The following is a 15,252-nucleotide window of genomic DNA, read 5'->3' as shown; positions in this document are numbered from 1 at the left end:
GACCCAATATGCAAAAACTATCAAACCCTAGCCTTCTTTTACTCCGTAACGAAGAGGAACTTACAGGCAAGAATATCCTTGTGATAAATCACAGCGATGATGGTTTTTTATCTCAATTGGCCACACTCAACCCAAATGCAAATATAAATGCTTTTAGCTACAATTTTGCCGTTCATCAAGCCGCGCAGAAGCTAAACTCAGTGTCTAGCTTTGTAGGGCACAGCTTACCTGAACTAGCGCAATTAGATTTGGTTATATATTACTATCCAAAATCAAAACCTGAAGCGCAAATGATGCTATCAAACATTCGCGCTATCTCGTCAAGCGATACTCGGCTATTGGTCGTTGGCGAAAATAAAGGTGGTGTAAAGTCGGTAGAAAAGCAACTCAAGTCTTACGCTGAAGCGAGCTTCAAACTAGATAGTGCTAAGCATTGTATCTTGTATGAGTTTAATAACTTATCTCCAGAGCATCAGTTTGATATTACACACTACCATCAGCAATTTCGGGTAAAGGCAGCAGATCAAGAATTCGATGCAGTAAGCGTTCCCGGCGTATTCAACCACGGTAAGCTTGATGTTGGCACTGAGCTGTTGCTTAATAATATTACCCTACCAGAACGCGGACAAGCTTTAGACTTTGGCTGCGGTGCAGGTATCATCGCAACATTTATACTCAATAAACGACCAAACCTGTCAATGCATTGTCTTGATGTCAGTGCACTTGCATTATATGCCTCAGAGCAGACCTTAAAATTAAACGGTCACAAAGGCACATATATCTTGAGTAACGGCTTATCTGAGGTGACAGAGAAGTATGATGCAATAATAAGTAACCCACCCTTTCATACAGGCTTAAGCACGGACTACAGCATCTCAGAAGCATTTATAAAAAATGCGAAACACATAATGCACAAGCGCGCGAGTCTGCAAATCGTCGCCAATAGCTTTTTAAAATATCCGCCCATTATTGAACAATACTTTGGTACCTACAGCACGACCATTAAGAATACAAAATTTGCCGTATATCACGCAGACAAAACATAAAAATATGTGCTCACAGAGGCACTAAAGCAATACTAAAGAATCAATCTGTTAACTTGTTCTACGTTATTGTCCGCTTTTTTGTTAACTTACTTAACTAAGCTGCTAAACTAAGATTAGCTGTTAAGAGGTCCAACTATGAGCTCACAATGGGAAAACACGCAACAAAAACAAGTATAAGAAAAGTTCTAATCAGTGCAGTTATGTTAGTAACAGCACTGTCGCTCTCTCTTTCCATCTCTATTTCTACATATTTAGATGTAAAAGAGCAAAAAAAGCTCATTGTAAATAAGCTTGAAATGATCGCAGAGATCATTGCATTTAATGCTCAGATTACGCTCATTTTTGATGATAGAAAAACGGAAGAAAAACGCCTTAAGTCGTTTAATAAAGTCGATCTCGTAAAAAACATTCATATCTACGCCATTGATGACGTCACAAATAAACCTGTTTTTTTCACTAGCTATAACGCCAGCAAAACGCCACCAGTACCACTAAAAGTAAATGAGATAGAATCTCTCAAAGTACCTAAAATATCTGCTGACTACATTGAGCTCATTATTCCCGTCGAATACGAGGGCAAAGTAGAAGGCTATGTCTATGTACGCGGCGGGCTGGAACGGTTATCACAATACATTAATCAAAAAATACTCGTCGACATCGCGCTCACACTGTTTGTATTGCTGCTCGTCTTATTGGTTGCACGTGCAATTCAAAAGCGTATTGCTAACCCAATTGATTCCCTCTCCCTGCTATTACAAGACGTTTCTAAAAATCACAACTACTCAGCAAGAGCGACAAAAAGTGATATTGAAGAAGTGAATATGCTGGCTAATAACCTCAATATCATGCTTGCACGGACCCAAAATCAGCTCGCTAGACACCAAGCCGATAAACTGGAAATTAAACAGCTCAACCAAAATCTTGAAGAGAAAGTAAACCAACGTACCATCGCACTGAGGGAAGCCAACCAAGAGCTACTTAATACGCTTGAGCGAATGCATCAATATCAAAACCAAATTGTCGAAAATGAAAAAATGGCTTCTTTGGGGCAGATGGTTGCGGGGGTTGCGCATGAAGTAAATACCCCTATTGGATTAGGTGTAACGGGGTCGACTCTGCTCAGAGATAAGTTAGCAGATATCAACGCGGCATTTGAGCAAAAAACACTCACCTCAAAGCAACTTGAACGCTTTATTCATGACGGCATTGAGAACCTTGACCTGATATATCGTAATCTAAATCGCGCCGCAGAATTAATCTCAAGCTTCAAGAAGGTTGCAGTAAGCCAAGATGTCGAAGTGAGTTCTGAGGTCAATATCAATAAGCTCTTTAGTGCAATCGTCAGTAGCATGCGTGCCGAAATGGATCTCAAAAACGTTACTTGGCAGTTAACGTGCTCTGAACAACTCACAATTAGAACCAAAGCGGGGTTATTGCAGCAAGTTTTTGAGCAGCTTTTATCCAATTCCTTAATCCATGGCTTTATGGATTTAAAAGATAATCAAATTTCCGTCAACGTCGAGCTGAGAAATCAATCCCTTGAAGTTGTTTATATGGATAATGGTGTAGGCGTATCAACCGCCATTAAAAAGCGCATATTTGATCCGTTTGTAACAACGAAAAGAGGTGAAGGCGGCAGTGGATTGGGTATGCACTTAGTTTACAACTTAATTACTCAAGCGCTCGGGGGATCAATAACCCTTTCTGAAGAAAATAAAACAGGAACAAAGTTTATTATAGTTTTGCCTCTAAAAGGGGTAATTTAATGAAAATAATGTACCTAATAGCTGCATTTATTTTTATTTTTTGTAGTTTAAAAGTTGACGCAAAATCTACCCATGAAATACGCTCAGCTTTTTTATATCAAATGGCAAAATTGATCGATTTTCCGGAACAAAAAAATAAAAAAGCGATCCGATTTTGCTTTTATGATTTAAATCATGGACCCGGTGCAATTTTAAATAAAAATAACAAGTTAAAAATACGAGGCAAGCCTATCGAGGTAACAAAAATCGATATTTCCGACCCATTAAGGGAACTTTCTAAGCGCTGCGATATCACATACATTGATGAAACAAAGGAAGATGATATACTATCTGCTTGGACCGATACAATTGCTTTAAACATGGTAACTGTAGGTGAAAGTATCGAATTTTTGGAAGGGGGTGGGATTGCTTCCTTGGTTCAAGAAGGGAGTAAAATTCGGTTATATATTAACAGACAAGAAGTTGCGCAACATAATTTCAAAGTGCTCTCTCGACTGCTCGCTGTTTCTAAGTTCTATCCTGACTGATTTTACTTGTTAACAATTGAATATACTCCTATAATCGTTAACATTCGGTTTTATTATATAACACCGAAGTTTTTGTAAATAAAACATTCCGAAAAGGTTAATTAATAATGCAAACGCCAGTCATTCTAATTGTTGAGGATGAAGACGTAACTCGACTGAACCTCGTTAGTTTATTTGAAGCCGAAGGTCACAAGGTAATTGAAGCCATTGATGGCGATGATATGCATGAAAAATTGACAGCAAATGACGATGTCAACTGTGTAATCATGGATATAAACCTACCAGGTAGAAACGGCTTAATTTTGGCTCGTGAGTTACGCCAGAAAAAAAATGTCGGCCTAATTTTCTTAACGGGTCGTGACAACGATGTCGATAGAATTTTGGGTTTAGAGATCGGTGCCGATGACTATGTCACAAAGCCATTTAACCCTCGTGAGCTAACTATCCGTGTACGTAACTTAATTTCACGTACAGGCTCTACACCAGAAGAGTCAACTATTGATAGTAATGGTGTGATCACATTTAACGGTTGGGAGCTAGACGAAAATAGCCGCTGCTTGACATCTCCAACTGGTGAGTCAAAACGCCTACCTAAAGGTGAGTACAGAGCGCTACGTCTAATGCTAGACTCTCCAGGTCGTATCTTTAGCCGTGAGCAGCTGATCAAGCATATGACTGGCCGTGAGTTGCGTGCGAACGACCGTACTGTAGATGTTACGATTCGTCGTATTCGTAAGCATTTTGAAACTGACAGCAACACGCCAGAACTTATCAGCACGATTCATGGTGAAGGCTATCGTTTCATCGGCAAAATCGATAATACTCAGCAGTAATCTTTCGCTAAGCGTTTTCAGCGAGTTTTGCAATTAATGAGTGAAGGGCAACCTGCCCTTCTCTTATTAATTCTTCAAGTTCAATAATCCACATTTCACGCTCTTCCTTATTTGACTCTTCAGATTGAGTTTCCATTACCTTAGCATGTTGTTGGACTAACTTTAGGCCCACAGAGCCTGCGGCACCTTTTAGTTTGTGCGCGACCGAACCATATTCTTGTTCATCGTCTGCACTATTTGCAGCTTTCAGCTCATCACAATACGTCGGATTGAGCTTGCCGAATAGTTCACAACTCCGCTTGAAAGTGCTCACGCCCATTGAAGAAACAAAGTCAGTAATCGTTTCTATATCTAGCAGGTTACGTTCAACCTCTAGCACTTCAATGGTGTCATTTTTACCTGCGTCAGCATCCTCTTTCGCACTATCGATGCCAAACAGCTCAGCCAACATTTTATCTAACTTGGTTGTGTTGATTGGTTTTGCTAGTGCCCCCTGAATGCTAATACCCTGTAACTCTTGCTCAGCACTGCGCACGTTTGCTGTCAATGCCACGATCGGAAGTCCATCAAAATGGCTGTCATCTCTTATTTGTCTGGCGACTTCATCACCATTGAGATCTGGCAGCTGCATATCCAATAAAATTAAATCTAAATCGTCTTCCGTTTGCACTAACGACAGAGCATCTTCACCGGTTTCAGCCCAAATAACTTCGTGGCCTCGTTGTTCAAGCAAGTTAGTTGCAATTTCCGCATTGAGAGGGACATCTTCCACTAATAAGATATACAGTCCACGTCCCGCATAACTTTGTTGATTCGGGGCGCTGCACAACTCCAGCGGTATTTCCACATCAAACCGGCTGCCCTGGCCTGCTTCGCTGCTGACTTCAATGCTGCCTTTCATAGCCAATACGAGTGCTTTAGTAACTGCAAGCCCAATACCAGAACCTATCGCGTTATTACCGTCAGCATCAGGCGCTTTATAATACATATCAAAGATTTTATCTTGCTGCTCGGCGGAGATCCCAACCCCAGTATCTATGATACTCATTGTCAACCAAGGCCCATTCTCTCTGTTTTCACGGCGGCACTCTAACGTAACACTCCCTCTATGGGTAAATTTCACTGCGTTATTAATTAGGTTCCACAAAACTTGGCGTAGTCTAGTCGGGTCTAATAAAGCATAAATGTCCAATACACCTGTACGTTTTATTTTAAACTCCAGCCCTTTTTGTCCGGCAATTAAGTCTGAGAAGTTAACAACATCATTGATAAAATCAGACACATTGATGCTATCTGTAGCAATATCTAGTTGCTCTCTATCAATTTTATCGAGATCGATGATGTCATTAAATATATTTCCTAGCGTCTCGGCACTTGAAAAAACGGTGTTACACCAACTTTTTTGCTGCTGTGTCAACTCAGTATCAAGTAGCATCCGAGTGAGACCCACGATACCATTAAGTGGCGTGCGCAGCTCGTGACTCAAGGTGGCAATAAATTTCCCCTTGTCCTTGTAGGCTGTTTCAAGCGCCTGCTCTGCCTCTTTACGACTGGTAATATCACGGCCAAAAGCCAAGAGACCAATATATTCCCCTTCATTATTAATAAAGGGCAGCTTGCGCATTTCAAACCATCGATTCTCATCTCTCACAGGGTATTCAACATCAAGTGAAATGGTTTGTTGTGTTGCGCTAACTTGTTCATCTGTCTCTAATACTTTAGGTACTAGGTGCTTTGCAAAAATTTCATCTGCCGTCTTACCTATTAACCCAGCACTCTCAATTCCGATTACTTGCTCAAACTTTTTGTTACAGCCAGCAAACACACCATGTTCATCACGGTAGTAGAACAAATCAGGAGAGGAGTCGACTATAGATCGCAAAAGCATACTCTGCTGAGCGAGTTCCTGCTCTGCTTTTCGGCGCTCAGTGATTTCATTGCGAAGCTCTGCAATCGCGCGATGCTTGGCATGTAACGCCATTTTTCTTTCGTCAATTTCGTTGTTTAGGCGATTGATATTATCTTTTAGGGTCTGGTTTAACAGTTTTTCTTGTTGTGTGGCGGATTCTAAATATTCTTTCGAGCTTTCCAACTGTCGAATTGCAAAAACCGCAACAGATATAAGTAAAGGCGATGTCAGTGCCGCAAATACCACGACCGACAGCACATTCACTAAGCTCACCGAGCCTAATGCCACGTAAAAAAACATACAGGATAAAACGAGTGAAGCTATGAGCACCAGCGTGTATGCGATCGCTCCGGCTTTACGTTCTCCGTATTTACGAACCAAATTGGAAAGAATTCGAGCCCAGGACCCAAAAGAAGAATCAAGCATAATAATAGTCACCTTGTTAACGCAGCTATTATACCTTAGCTGAACACATATGCGAGCGACCTAACACTGTAACTTTGTTGAATAATCTAAAATTCCGTTTAAAAACGCGCTTATAAATACCCATAAAGTTTATGTGATAATGTATCAAAAATTGCACGTTAGCCTATATTTTCTTTATGCAAAATCAGAATATCAACAGCAAAGCGTCTTGTTTTCGTGTAATATGCGAGCGTTTTAGGTCGTGATTAAAGAGAGTTTAAATGCCAACTTCAATGCCAGACATTGCGCACTGTGCAGATGCGCTAAAAACAGGAACTTTAGACTGGGTAGGAATGGGAAACATAGAACTGCCCTTACAATTAGGTAGTAAGGGATTAAATGATACTCCCGTAACCGCAAAAGCCGATGCTTTTGTCAGCTTAGATAAAGCAGACGCCAAAGGCATTCATATGTCGCGATTATTTTTAGCTTTGGATAAGTTGTCTTGCGAACAGACTCTGACACCTGTCACTTTAACAGCATTACTTGACCAATTTTTGACAACACACAAAGATTTAAGTCAGGGGGCAAAAGTTGTCTTTAATTTTGAACTGCCACTACGACGCGCTTCTTTATTAAGTGGAAAACAAGGTTGGAAAAATTATCCGGTCACGATTTCTGCTGCGCTAAAAGACAATCAAATTAAATTAGAATTGGCTGTGGATGTAACTTATTCTTCGACTTGCCCTTGCTCTGCCGCCCTTGCTAGACAACTCATTCAAAATGCATTTGACGAAAAGTTTGCTGGTCAGCAATTAGATCATGAAACTGTCATCAATTGGCTAGGCACGACAGAAGGCATTGTTGCAACACCACATTCACAACGTTCAATCGCTAATATCAAAGTCCAGTTGCCACAAGATATTACTGAGTTCGATATACTAGGACTCATTGATTTGGTCGAACAAGAGCTAAAAACCCCAGTGCAAACAGCGGTGAAAAGAGAAGACGAACAAGAGTTCGCTAGATTAAATGGCCAAAACTTGATGTTCTGTGAAGATGCAGCAAGAAAATTGAAAGCACTCTTTAATACACAGCATTACATTGATTTTTATGTCAAAATTAACCACTATGAATCACTGCACGCTCATGATGCCGTGGCTTATGCGGTTAAAGGTGTTCAAGGAGGCTATCAAGCCTAGCCCCTTCGCGAAGGTTTTCAGCCTTCGCAAATCTAAAAATCACTTTTCGGCACACTCTTTGCTTAGTAAATACAAAGTCAAATTGTTGTCGTGGAGTGATTTATGGAACTTACACTGTTAGCTATTTTAGCGCTCGTAGTAGTTGCCTCAATTGTAATTTCAAAGTATACCGACGCGGGCGGAAACCCCTATCCGTTTAATCGCAAAGATTCTGTATTCTCAACCGTAGAAGCGTCATTCTTACAGCTTTTAGAACGCGCAGTTGGCGATAAATTTAAAATAGTGAGCCGAGTAAAATTAGTAGACGTCATCGAGTGTAAACCGGGTTTATCTAAAAAAGCTCGCCGCTCGGCTATCACCAAGGCGCAAAATAAACAACTCGACTATGTCTTAGTCGACAAAAGTACGATGAATATTGTTGCCGCTGTTGATCTGGTCAACAATGCCAACAAGAATGGGCACAAAGCACAAAAAGATTGGTTTGTCAGTGGGGCGCTAGAATCGGCCGGTATTCCACATATTCGCATGAAAATTAAATCTGGTTATAAAAGTCCAGAGGTACGCGCTGCGATCTTGTTCAAACTTGGTCAAAAGCCGGAGCAGACAAAACCTGTACGCAAGCGCAATTACAAACCAGCTGTACTGTCCCCCTCTCAAGCCAAAGCTGCAAGCACACAGCTTGCTGAAATTTGATTCCCATCCACAAGTTAGTTGCCTGCTCAGTCAGGCAGCTATGCTCACGGTATTACACTCCTAAATTTTGCACTTCCAAATAATGCTTTCAAATTAAGAATGTATATAATGAGCATTAAATGAATCCGTAAGAGACAAATTATGAAAATTGGCATTATCGGTGCGATGGAGCAAGAGGTCACGATTTTACGTGACACAATGCAATCTCCTCAGACGCTACAAAAAGGTGGCTTTACTTTCTACACAGGTCAACTTGGTGGCCACGAAGTGACTTTAGTTCAGTCAGGTATTGGTAAAGTTGCAGCAACAGTCGCAACAACACTTTTAATTGACAATTTTGCTCCTGATTGTGTTATTAACACAGGCTCTGCAGGTGGCTTTGAGCCTTCTCTAAACGTGGGTGACATTGTCATTTCTGACGAAGTTCGTCATCACGATGTTGATGTCACAGCTTTCGGTTATGAAATTGGTCAAGTACCACAAATGCCGGCCGGATTTGCCGCACACCCAGCGCTGATCCAAGCCTCTAAAGAGAGTATTCATGCCGTTGAAGGCATTCAAACCATGGTTGGCCAAATTTGTACTGGCGACTCTTTTATGTGCGACCCTGTACGTATTGAGAAAACACGCCAAGATTTCCCTAATATGTTAGCAGTGGAAATGGAAGGTGCGGCTATTGCGCAGGCTTGTCATGTGCTTGAAACACCATTTGTCGTGATCCGCTCAATGTCTGACATTGCAGGTAAAGAATCACCACAATCGTTTGAAGAGTATTTAGAAGTTGCCTCAGTCAATTCATCTAAACTAGTCGTGGCACTACTAGAAAAACTCCAACAGGTTGCTCTGTAAGTGGTGTTACAAATATTGCAAGCCCAAGAGGGCTTGCTGATATTTTACTTAGCCATTCTATGTGCTTTTTATTTTAGGTTATCAAACCTTTACCACCCAAATACGCTTTTTAATCTTATTTCCAGCAATTTGGCAAAACGCGTAGTAAGGGAAAATAGCGTCAAAAGTCATCATTTTCTTTCCGGCACACTTGCTTTTGTCTTGCCTATTTCCACGGTCATAGTATTGCTGTTTGCCCTGTCATTCATTTCTTTCTATCCGCAATGGTTTGGTGGATTGATCCTTTTTCTGTGTTTGGATACACACTTTGAAAAACGTGCTAAACGAATCGCAAAGTTAATAACCGTGGGTCAGAAAGGCTCTGCAAAGCAGCTTTTAAGCTCAATGGTAGTCAGAGATACTCAGTCTTTATCTGAAATAGGCATTATAAAAGCTTGTTTAGATTCACTGGCCCTTAACTCGGTAAGACAATTTTATCTAGTGCTTATCTTTTATATGGTGGGTGGACCCTATTTAGCGCTTGCCTATAAACTGATGCTGCTGTGTGATCATAGCTGGCGGCAATCGTTGAGTCCAAATCATCCATTTTTAACCCCAGTGCAGCGAACCATTTATGTACTGGAATGGTTGCCACTGCGTGCGTTCGTGTTCATTATGTCACTGACACAAAACTTTGCTAAAACGCAGCACTACCTCAAACATTACGCACAGCACTACAGCAATAAACACTCAGGGTGGGTCATTGCATTGTTCTCGGCAAATCTAAATATGCAACTCGCAGGACCGCGCTTTTATCATGGTCAGCGTTTTGACAATATTCGCATTGGCAGCGATCGTCAGCCTACCGCAGAAGATATTCAGCATATGCTTAAACTACAAGCCACTATGCGGTGGTTTTGGTTGGGGTTGACAGGGTTAATCTGGGCTGGAATTAATCTAATCTAGGCCAAGCAAGTCACTCACTTGACCTAGATATTTGTTTAGCTCACTGTCACTTTAGCAAACTTACGCTTACCAACTTGGTAAATTTCAGTGCTGCCCTTTGCTATTTCTAGCTTAGTGTCAGTTACTTTCTCTTCACCATTTAGCTTTACTGCGCCTTGTTTGATCATACGCATCGCTTCAGATGTACTCGCTACCAAGCCCGCTTCTTTCAATAAATTCGCGATAAAGGTTGTTTCTCCCTCTATCTCGATAGTGACTTCCGCAATATCGTCTGGTAATGCATTTTTCTGGAAACGCTTGATGAAATCTTGATGTGCGGCTTGTGCGTCTTCTTCGCTGTGGAAACGCGCGATCATTTCTTTAGCAAAATCAATCTTTATGTCACGAGGGTTGCGGCCACCTGCGACTTCTTCTTTAAGCGCCTCTATGTCAGTCAAAGACTTTGCACTTAGAAGTTCATAGTAACGCCACATTAAATCATCGGAAATCGACATCACTTTACCGAACATCTCTGTTGGTGCATCAGTGATACCAATATAGTTGCCCAGTGACTTTGACATCTTCTGAACACCATCCGTTCCCTCTAATAACGGCATCATTAACACCGTTTGAGGCTTTTGTCCTTCTTCTTTTTGTAACTCACGGCCCATTAACAAGTTAAAGCGCTGATCGGTACCGCCAAGCTCAACGTCAGCTTCCAGCGCCACCGAGTCCCAACCCTGCACTAATGGGTATAAGAATTCATGAATGGCAATTGCTTGTCCGCCGGCATAACGCTTTTTAAAATCATCACGCTCCAACATACGAGCTACAGTTTGACGCGATGCAAGCTTAATCATCTCTGCACTGCTTAATTTTTCCATCCATTGAGAATTGAATGCAACGGTTGTTTTCTCAGGATCTAAAATTTTAAATACTTGCTCTTTATAAGTTTCCGCATTCGCGAGTACATCTTCACGCGTTAACGGCTTACGCGTCACATTTTTGCCAGTTGGGTCACCAATCATGCCGGTAAAATCACCAATCAAGAAAATGACCTCGTGACCTAAATCTTGGAAAGTTTTTAATTTATTAATTAGTACTGTGTGGCCTAAATGCAAATCAGGCGCTGTTGGATCAAATCCAGCCTTAATACGCAGCTTTTTCCCTGACTTTAATTTCTCTATTAACTCGTCTTCAACCAATATGTCTTCTGCACCGCGCTTAATCTCAGCAAATGCAGTTTCAATGTCCACCATTATTACTCCAACACAAAATTCAGTTTATCGCTCGATTCTAGCCTATATTTCACGGAGTTTAAATGCACAAAATACTGGTATTAACGCTTTATTACGTATATGCTGCACTATTATTCATAAAAATTCTTGACAGCGAAAAAGGCACGTTATGGTACCTGCAGTAAAGAAGCTACCCAAAAAACACAAAATGATCATTGCGGGCTTGCTTGCAGCAATGGTTGGGATAGCCTTGATACCTTCAGAGAAGGCCACTGCCTCTAGAGATCACAAAGATGATGCTCTTGAAATCGGCAAACGCTATGAGCTTCCAATCAAGGTGGAAGAACAACAAGAACAAATCACCGAATTAAGCGCAGAGCACATACACTCCGAAGAAGAAACAGATGTTGTCCATTTTGACTATGTAGATCATAAAGTTAGATCTGGAGATAGCCTTGCTGTGTTGTTTAAGCGAGCTGGCTATTCTGCACAGACTCTACATAGTCTCGTCAACACCAACGCCGAAACACGGAAGCTCACTAAAATCCACCCTGGTGAAGTACTCAGCTTTGCGAGTGATGCGCAAGGTAACTTGGCACAACTCAAATATGTGTTGTCCAAAACTGACACCTTATACGTAACACGCAAAGAAGATAATAGCTACGAAACGCAAATTACCAGCAAAGAAATTGAAACCAGAGAGAAAACCTCAGGTGGCAAGATTAGGTCATCGTTCTGGACTGCAGGTATTTCAGCTGGCTTAACGCAAAGGCAGATTATGAACTTTGCCAATATTTTCGGTTGGGATGTGGATTTCGCCAACGATATTAGAGAGGGTGACTCCTTTACACTGGTTTATGAAACCCATTACGTAGACGGTGAAGAGATAGGCAATGGTAAAATAATCGCTGCTGAGTTTATCAACCAAGGCGATACCTATACTGCTATTAGACACACCAACGGAGAGTTTTATACCCCTGAAGGCCGCAGCATGAAAAAAGCCTTCTTGAGAGCGCCTGTCAACTTCAAATATATTAGCTCTAACTTTAATCCGCGCAGACTACACCCAGTTACTAAACAGGTTCGTCCTCACAGAGGAATTGATTATGCTGCTAAAGTGGGTACTCCAGTGGTTGCAGCTGGTAATGGTAAAGTCACAAAAGCGGGCTATAACAGGTTAAACGGTAACTATGTCTTTATTGAACATGGCGGCCAATACACAACTAAATATTTACACTTACACAAAAAGCATGTGAAAACAGGCCAAAGAGTTAAGCAAGGGCAGAAGATTGGTACGGTGGGTGCAACTGGTCGTGTTACTGGCCCGCACTTGCATTATGAGTTCTTAGTAAACGGCCAACACCGCAATCCTAGAACAGTTAAATTACCTAAGTCTCTGCCGCTTCCAAAAGCAGAGCTAGCTAAATTTAAGCCGTTGGCAGAAAAAATGCTCGTACGTTTAGAGCGTAAACGCGAGTTAATGCTTGCACTGAATGACAAGTAACAATTCTATTTAGTAAAAAGGCGAGGATATCCTCGCCTGTTTTAATTTAGTTGCCAGTCATTTTCAAATTTAAAAATTGTTCTAGTGCCTGAGGGTTGGCAACTAACGGTTGTATTTGCATACTCAATTGCATCAAGCTTGTCTTTTCAGGAAACGCCATGCTTACTTCAAATGAATTTAAACCTGCTATAAAGCTTTTAACAGCCTGTTTATTCTCTTCACTGGCTGGTACCGCATCCAACTGGGCTGCAAGCATAGATTGTAGCTGAGCATGATCTAAACCATTTTTTTGTAATAGCTCATCGACCAGCGTTTTTAGTTCACCATCATTGCTCAGTGAAAATGAAAATGCCTTTGGCTCTAGAGCTTGCATTGCACTCATCATTTTACTCTGCATTTGTAACTCAGCTTCTAAATCCATCTCACCTTGTTCGTGCATTTGGTCAATTTCACGCTGCAAGCTCATAAGGTCTTGGCTGTTGGTCATATCGAAGTCGATAGCCAGATCTAAAATATTTTGCGCTGACGCAGCAAATTTAACTTCGCTGTCCCCATTGCCTGCATCAAAGCTCATCGAAGCAACCATATCATATTTCGCTTTTGCAATGCTTTCAGGCACAGTCGCGGCATTCTCTGGCGCATTCTGCCAGTCATTCGACAAAGATAAGCCATTTACGACAAGCTCAGTATATGGACTGATTTCATCCGATTCATAGCCCTCAATTGATAGGCGCTCGATATCGATAAGAGGAAGTTGAGTTGTTTTATTCATGAAAGAAACACGTTCTATCACAACTGTGTTGCTGAGCAAGCTGTAGTCGACATTTTCATAGCTGACATCAAAACCTGTTTGCTCTGAAAATTGCTTTACTTGCTTTGCTACCACTTCATCAGCACGCGTATTTGCATACCAATTTGCACCAACTGCGCCACACACGGCAACCGCAACCGCGGTTATCGCTACTTTATTCATATTACGTCCTTAAAATAGAGCTTCTAGTGCATCGCTAAGGCTGGAAACACCAATGACTTCCATCCCCTCGATGACTTCTTTAGGTTTATTTGCAACGGGTACGATTGCACGTTTAAAGCCATGCTTTGCCGCTTCGCGTAATCGCTCTTGGCCGCTCGGTACAGGCCGAATTTCGCCGCCTAACCCGACCTCACCAAATACCACTAATTGTTTATCCAATGCATAATTCTTGAAACTAGATACAAGCGCAGTGATCAATGCTAAATCGGCGCTCGTTTCATTCACTTTTACGCCACCAACAACATTGACGAAAACATCTTGATCCGCCACCTGCAAGCCACCATGACGATGCAAAACGGCAAGTAGCATCGCCAAACGGTTCTGCTCTAGCCCGACAGTCACACGTCGCGGGTTGGCTAATTGAGAGTAATCGACCAAAGCTTGCACTTCGACTAACAATGGGCGAGTCCCCTCCCAGATCACCATAACCAAAGAGCCCGGTGTTTGTTCTTCACCGCGATTTAAGAAAATCGCGGAGGGGTTGCTGACTTCTTTCAGCCCTTGGCCTGTCATGGCAAATACGCCCAGTTCATTAACCGCACCAAAACGGTTTTTATGACCGCGTAATGTTCTGAACCGGCTATCACTGCTGCCCTCTAGCAAAATAGAGCAATCAATACAGTGTTCAAGCACTTTTGGACCGGCCAATGAGCCGTCCTTTGTTACATGGCCGACCATCACAATAGCCACTTGGTTTTGTTTAGCAAAGCGCGTTAAATAAGCTGCACTTTCTCGCACTTGAGAAACACTGCCTGGTGCAGATTGAACGTCTGTCATGTGCATCACTTGGATTGAATCGATGACCATGATTGCCGGCTTCTCGCGCAGTGCTAACTGACAAATTGTCTCTACATTGGTTTCCGCCAACGTTTTAAGTTTATCCGTGGGCAACCCTAAGCGCTTGGCGCGCATTGCGACTTGTTGCAAGGATTCCTCACCGGTTACGTACAAAGTCGGCATAGACTGCGCCAACAAGCACATGGTTTGCAAGAGCAGTGTACTTTTACCAGCGCCGGGTTCGCCGCCTATTAAAATCGCACTCCCAGGTACAACCCCTCCCCCTAGGACACGGTCAAACTCCTTAAAGCCAGTGGAGAATCTAGGTAGAGATTCGAGGTTAACCTCATCTAAAGTCTGGATTTTTGCTTCTACAACACCAGCATAGCCAGTCGTGCCAGCACTGCGTGGCGCGGCCTTCACAGAAGGTACACGAAACTCTGTTACAGTGTTCCAAGCTTTACATTCAGAACATTGCCCTTGCCAACGAGCAAATTCCGCTCCACAATCACTACATACAAATGCGGTTTTCTTTTTTCCCATATA

General features: G+C 42.0%; 13 protein-coding genes. 9 read left to right on the top strand and 4 right to left on the bottom strand.

The features are described from left to right. Positions 1–8: 8 nt before the first annotated feature. The 4 genes from A7985_RS14175 (at position 9) to arcA (ending at position 4,172) form a co-directional block, all read left to right on the top strand. Positions 9–1,046, top strand: coding sequence for a methyltransferase (locus A7985_RS14175; protein ID WP_065791130.1), 1,038 nt, complete (start codon positions 9–11; stop codon positions 1,044–1,046). 146 nt (positions 1,047–1,192) lie between these two features. Then, positions 1,193–2,812 (top strand): sensor histidine kinase, encoded by a 1,620-nt coding sequence (locus A7985_RS14170; RefSeq protein ID WP_065791129.1) that lies wholly within the window; start codon positions 1,193–1,195, stop codon positions 2,810–2,812. Then, on the top strand, positions 2,812–3,339 hold the full coding sequence (locus A7985_RS14165; protein WP_065791128.1) for a YfiR family protein: 528 nt from the start codon (positions 2,812–2,814) through the stop codon (positions 3,337–3,339). Before A7985_RS14170 ends, A7985_RS14165 begins: the two co-directional genes overlap by 1 nt. Positions 3,340–3,446: 107 nt before the next feature. Further along, on the top strand, positions 3,447–4,172 hold the full coding sequence (gene arcA / locus A7985_RS14160) for a two-component system response regulator ArcA (RefSeq protein ID WP_063374692.1): 726 nt from the start codon (positions 3,447–3,449) through the stop codon (positions 4,170–4,172). Between the two features lie 7 nt (positions 4,173–4,179). On the opposite strand, the gene arcB is transcribed toward arcA, so the two are convergent. Beyond that, positions 4,180–6,507 carry an aerobic respiration two-component sensor histidine kinase ArcB gene (gene arcB, locus A7985_RS14155; RefSeq protein ID WP_065791127.1) on the bottom strand — a complete coding sequence of 776 codons (2,328 nt, stop codon included), beginning with the start codon at positions 6,505–6,507 and terminating at the stop codon, positions 4,180–4,182. Between the two features lie 260 nt (positions 6,508–6,767). Between arcB and folE2 the strand changes: the two genes are divergently transcribed. From folE2 to A7985_RS14135, 4 genes are all read left to right on the top strand, one after another. Beyond that, positions 6,768–7,688: a GTP cyclohydrolase FolE2 gene (folE2, locus tag A7985_RS14150; RefSeq protein ID WP_065791126.1), complete on the top strand. Its 921-nt coding sequence runs from the start codon at positions 6,768–6,770 to the stop codon at positions 7,686–7,688. A gap of 102 nt (positions 7,689–7,790) precedes the next feature. Then, complete coding sequence (locus A7985_RS14145; RefSeq protein ID WP_063377161.1) at positions 7,791–8,381, top strand: DUF2726 domain-containing protein; 591 nt, start codon at positions 7,791–7,793, stop codon at positions 8,379–8,381. 141 nt (positions 8,382–8,522) lie between these two features. Further along, positions 8,523–9,230 (top strand): 5'-methylthioadenosine/S-adenosylhomocysteine nucleosidase, encoded by a 708-nt coding sequence (gene mtnN / locus A7985_RS14140; RefSeq protein ID WP_065791125.1) that lies wholly within the window; start codon positions 8,523–8,525, stop codon positions 9,228–9,230. Beyond that, positions 9,231–10,175, top strand: a complete 945-nt coding sequence (locus A7985_RS14135; protein WP_065791124.1) for a cobalamin biosynthesis protein CobD/CbiB — start codon at positions 9,231–9,233, stop codon at positions 10,173–10,175. 35 nt (positions 10,176–10,210) lie between these two features. Here A7985_RS14135 and tyrS read toward each other — a convergent pair whose 3' ends face one another. Then, positions 10,211–11,410 (bottom strand): tyrosine--tRNA ligase, encoded by a 1,200-nt coding sequence (gene tyrS / locus A7985_RS14130; RefSeq protein ID WP_065791272.1) that lies wholly within the window; start codon positions 11,408–11,410, stop codon positions 10,211–10,213. A gap of 151 nt (positions 11,411–11,561) precedes the next feature. On the opposite strand from tyrS, the gene A7985_RS14125 reads away from it, so the two are divergent. Then, positions 11,562–12,896 carry a peptidoglycan DD-metalloendopeptidase family protein gene (locus A7985_RS14125; protein WP_065791123.1) on the top strand — a complete coding sequence of 445 codons (1,335 nt, stop codon included), beginning with the start codon at positions 11,562–11,564 and terminating at the stop codon, positions 12,894–12,896. A 46-nt stretch (positions 12,897–12,942) separates the two neighbouring features. Here A7985_RS14125 and A7985_RS14120 read toward each other — a convergent pair whose 3' ends face one another. Both A7985_RS14120 and radA read right to left on the bottom strand, forming a co-directional pair. Further along, positions 12,943–13,869: a hypothetical protein gene (locus tag A7985_RS14120; RefSeq protein ID WP_065791122.1), complete on the bottom strand. Its 927-nt coding sequence runs from the start codon at positions 13,867–13,869 to the stop codon at positions 12,943–12,945. A gap of 9 nt (positions 13,870–13,878) precedes the next feature. Next, positions 13,879–15,249, bottom strand: a complete 1,371-nt coding sequence (gene radA / locus A7985_RS14115) for a DNA repair protein RadA (protein WP_065791121.1) — start codon at positions 15,247–15,249, stop codon at positions 13,879–13,881. Positions 15,250–15,252 lie beyond the last annotated feature (3 nt).

The organism is Pseudoalteromonas luteoviolacea, from assembly GCF_001696455.1.
Classification (GTDB): domain Bacteria; phylum Pseudomonadota; class Gammaproteobacteria; order Enterobacterales; family Alteromonadaceae; genus Pseudoalteromonas; species Pseudoalteromonas luteoviolacea_C.
This window is presented reverse-complemented; position numbering and strand designations above follow the sequence as displayed.

What these genes read in the sequence shown, in the direction of transcription:
- A7985_RS14125 (WP_065791123.1), top strand. Translation starts at nt 11,562, where the DNA reads ATGGTACCTGCAGTAAAGAAGCTACCCAAAAAACACAAAATGATCATT.
- folE2 (WP_065791126.1), top strand. Translation starts at nt 6,768, where the DNA reads ATGCCAACTTCAATGCCAGACATTGCGCACTGTGCAGATGCGCTAAAA.
- mtnN (WP_065791125.1), top strand. Translation starts at nt 8,523, where the DNA reads ATGAAAATTGGCATTATCGGTGCGATGGAGCAAGAGGTCACGATTTTA.
- A7985_RS14120 (WP_065791122.1), bottom strand. Translation starts at nt 13,869, where the DNA reads ATGAATAAAGTAGCGATAACCGCGGTTGCGGTTGCCGTGTGTGGCGCA.
- A7985_RS14165 (WP_065791128.1), top strand. Translation starts at nt 2,812, where the DNA reads ATGAAAATAATGTACCTAATAGCTGCATTTATTTTTATTTTTTGTAGT.
- radA (WP_065791121.1), bottom strand. Translation starts at nt 15,249, where the DNA reads ATGGGAAAAAAGAAAACCGCATTTGTATGTAGTGATTGTGGAGCGGAA.
- arcA (WP_063374692.1), top strand. Translation starts at nt 3,447, where the DNA reads ATGCAAACGCCAGTCATTCTAATTGTTGAGGATGAAGACGTAACTCGA.
- arcB (WP_065791127.1), bottom strand. Translation starts at nt 6,507, where the DNA reads ATGCTTGATTCTTCTTTTGGGTCCTGGGCTCGAATTCTTTCCAATTTG.
- A7985_RS14170 (WP_065791129.1), top strand. Translation starts at nt 1,193, where the DNA reads ATGGGAAAACACGCAACAAAAACAAGTATAAGAAAAGTTCTAATCAGT.
- A7985_RS14175 (WP_065791130.1), top strand. Translation starts at nt 9, where the DNA reads ATGCAAAAACTATCAAACCCTAGCCTTCTTTTACTCCGTAACGAAGAG.
- A7985_RS14145 (WP_063377161.1), top strand. Translation starts at nt 7,791, where the DNA reads ATGGAACTTACACTGTTAGCTATTTTAGCGCTCGTAGTAGTTGCCTCA.